Below are 3,178 nucleotides of genomic sequence, written 5' to 3' on the forward strand. Positions count from 1 at the left end.
TATATTAACGACATTCTGCCCGAGAAAATGAAGTACAACCTCGATGCTATAAAAAAATTCAGCTTTTTTGGCGACATTAAAACAATGTTTATGACCGTTGCGGCGGTCTGCGGTAAGGATTTCGATTCTGAAATTTAAGCAAAATTAAAAGGTTTTGTTTCAATTGTAAGGCGATATATGCCCTGTCGGGTAAGTGATGTTGAGCTACTGCACAGTGATGTGATGTGTTCTCTACTTCGCCTTCAACACATGCGCCACAGCCGCACATATCACGTTCCCTAAGGGAACACATCGTTCAAGCAAAAAGAAAAAACAGCCACCTTTAGGGGTGTACTCTAAAGGACAGTTTTTTCGCAGGATATGGCATAGCCCCCACGGGCTATGCCTTTTTCCTTTATTTAAGCGGATTTCAGCGGCCTTTCTCGCATTTCTTCCATTGCCGCAATCAGTTCTTCTTCGGTAGGAATATTAATAATTCCAACCGCAGTAAAGTAAATATCGATGGGAACGTGCGTGTGACCGTGTTCATCTTTCGTGCTATTATGAACTTCTATCCGCTTAATCAATGTGTTTACAAGAGTGGGTGTTAATTCTTTTAAGTCAGTACACTCACGAATAGCTTCAAGGAAAATATTAAGATTTATTTTCTCTTGCTCTGCATCTCTGACCTTCTGCTCGTCGTGTTCAACTGCGGCGAGCAATTCTTTTTGCTCTTTTTCAAAGTTGGCAGACATACGATAAAAACGATCATCCGAAATCTTACCGAGCACATTATCCTCATATATACGCTCAATCAACTTATCGAGTTCCTTAATGCGCTGTTTGGATTTTTCAATTTTGGATTTCATATTTCTTATAGTCGTTGCTCTGCCAATTGTATTTTTCTTTGCAAAAAGATAAAGGAATACCGGCTCATATTCTGTGACGTATTTTGCAACCCTTCTTATTGTTTCTAGCACCATTTCTTTGAGTACCACATCACGAATATAGTGAATTGTACAAGTACCTCTCTTTTCCTTATACTGCGAACAACGGTAAAACTCTTGGTGTTCTTTAATGCTTTTTGCGGTGGCATAATAAAGTTTAGAACCGCAATCCGCACAATACAAAAGTCCAGCAAACATACTTGTCTTTCCTGTTGCAGTATTACGGCGGCGATGTTTTCTAAGTTCGGCAACCCTATCAAAAGTGTCCTCATCAATGATAGCTTCTTGAGTGTTGGGTATAATCTGCCAATCTTCTTCAGGGAGAAGGACTTTTTTCTTCACCTTGAAACTCACAAAGGTGCTTTTAAAATTAACTGTACAACCCGTGTACTGTTTGTTTTCTAGAATACGAACCACAGATACCTGATCCCATCTATATGGATTTGCAGGTCTTGGATTCGAAGTCTTTCTTCCAACGCTATAAAAATATTCTGTTGGAGTTACAATCTTCTCACTTTCGAGGCGTTTTGCAATTTGCATTGGTCCGAGTCCTGCGATACATAGTTCAAAAACATATCTAACAACTTTTGCTGCAGGTTCGTCTATAATCCATTGTTTAGGATCTTCAGTAGATTTCATATACCCAAACGGTACCGCCGAAGCTACACGCTCGCCATTATTAGCTTTTGCTTTCCATACAGCTTTTATCTTTTTGCTTGTTTGCTCTGCATACCATTCATTGAAAATATTATGAAATGGCATTGTTTCGAGTCCCGTGCCAGTAGCAGTGTTTACGTTTTCTTGGATAGCGATAAAAGTCACTCCGAGTGATGGATATACAATCTGAACCAAACGACCCATTTCAATACTTTCACGACCGAAACGGGACAAGTCTTTTACGATGATTGTTCCAATCTCTCCGTTTTCAACCATTCTTTGCATACGCTGAAAATCAGGGCGGTCGAAGGTTGTACCCGAAATACCATCGTCTACGAAAAACTCGGTGTGTAGATAACCATTCTTCTTGGCATAGCAAAGCAAAAGGGCGACAGTAAGGATTTGCAAACGTTATTGTCGGGTATAACTGCTCAAACGGATTACAAGGAACAGATTATACGAAACTGCCTTAATATCATTCATCCGGTAAACGGTAAGAACTGTCTTGATTACGTTGAAGTAGTGAAATGTGCGGTTGCTCTTGGCAAACGTCAATTTGCATTAGAAGTTTTACCGTCTGTGGTATTGGAACAAACGATAGACCGAAGCCATTTGTATACCGAAACTAAGCCGAAAAAGAAATGGAGATTGTGGCAATGACAAACGAGTGGTTAGAATTTAAAGCATATACCGAAAAGCCGAAATATTCTGCCGCAAGCAAGCACGACTTTTCCTATCTCGGGCGGTTTTCCTTTAAGACCATAACCGACTTTGAAGGCTTTGGCAGAATACTAACCATTATCGCAAGAGGATATATTTTTCATAATAAAAACGGTAGTTTATTTGATGGTGATCCATACACCCGTATAGAATATGCGAGAAATGCCCTTTGCGCTTGGTGTAGTATTCCCGATAAAAACGAGGATAAACCTTTCGTAAATTTCGCAGAGCTTTCTACCAATTTTCCTGAACTTGTAAACAGCAAGGGTGAGGGTTGGTATTACAGACATATTCAAGACATTATTAAGTTTGTAAAGAAAAATCCAACTGTTGTTAGTGAAAAAGCAAAGACAACCGTTGTGGGAATTAGCAAAGGCTTTAAGGCAGAGTGGAAAAAGAAAGTCCGTCAGTTACAGGTGCCGATATTCGCCCTTAACACTAAAGCAGCGTGGGCGTTGCGCTTTGATGACATAATCGCTGATGCATTAGAACTTGGCGCACTCAGAACGGAAGAATATATATTACCGCCCGAAAAATATGCAGCTTTGCAAACTCTTGATTTGAATGGCGCTCCGCTTGAGTTGGTTTGTGGCGTGGTTGGCTTTTACGAAGCAAACAAGAATGAAGATAGCGATTGGGTTGTACTGCCCATAGCAAACTTTGATTGCTATTATGGGAATACCAATTTCAGCAAAAAGTGGCTTTGCAAGATACCTAATACCATACTCACAAGAGAAGTAAGCAACGGTGTTAGCAGAGTAAAAGTTAATATCTAAAAACAAAAAAGCCCCGTTGGGAGCGCAGTAAATTCTGCAATCCCAACGGGGCTAATACTAAAGTCATCAACAAAAAACACAACACTATGTTTATTACGA

At 40.0% G+C, this 3,178-nt stretch carries 2 protein-coding genes; one reads left to right on the forward strand and one right to left on the reverse strand.

Features of this window, described 5'->3' with window-relative positions; genetic code table 11:
- Positions 1-398: 398 nt before the first annotated feature.
- Positions 399-1,991 carry a recombinase family protein gene (locus ACJMMI_RS06980; protein ID WP_405354507.1) on the reverse strand — a complete coding sequence of 531 codons (1,593 nt, stop codon included), beginning with the start codon at positions 1,989-1,991 and terminating at the stop codon, positions 399-401.
- Positions 1,992-2,224: 233 nt separating this feature from the next.
- Here ACJMMI_RS06980 and ACJMMI_RS06985 point away from each other — a divergent pair, with 233 nt between their 5' ends.
- A complete protein-coding gene (locus ACJMMI_RS06985) occupies positions 2,225-3,079 on the forward strand; it encodes a hypothetical protein (protein WP_405354508.1) in 855 nt (284 codons plus the stop codon).
- Positions 3,080-3,178: the final 99 nt, after the last annotated feature.

The organism is Ruminococcus sp., assembly GCF_045129435.1.
GTDB lineage: Bacteria > Bacillota > Clostridia > Oscillospirales > Acutalibacteraceae > Ruminococcoides.

What these genes read in the sequence shown, in the direction of transcription:
- ACJMMI_RS06985 (WP_405354508.1), top strand. Translation starts at nt 2,225, where the DNA reads ATGGAGATTGTGGCAATGACAAACGAGTGGTTAGAATTTAAAGCATAT.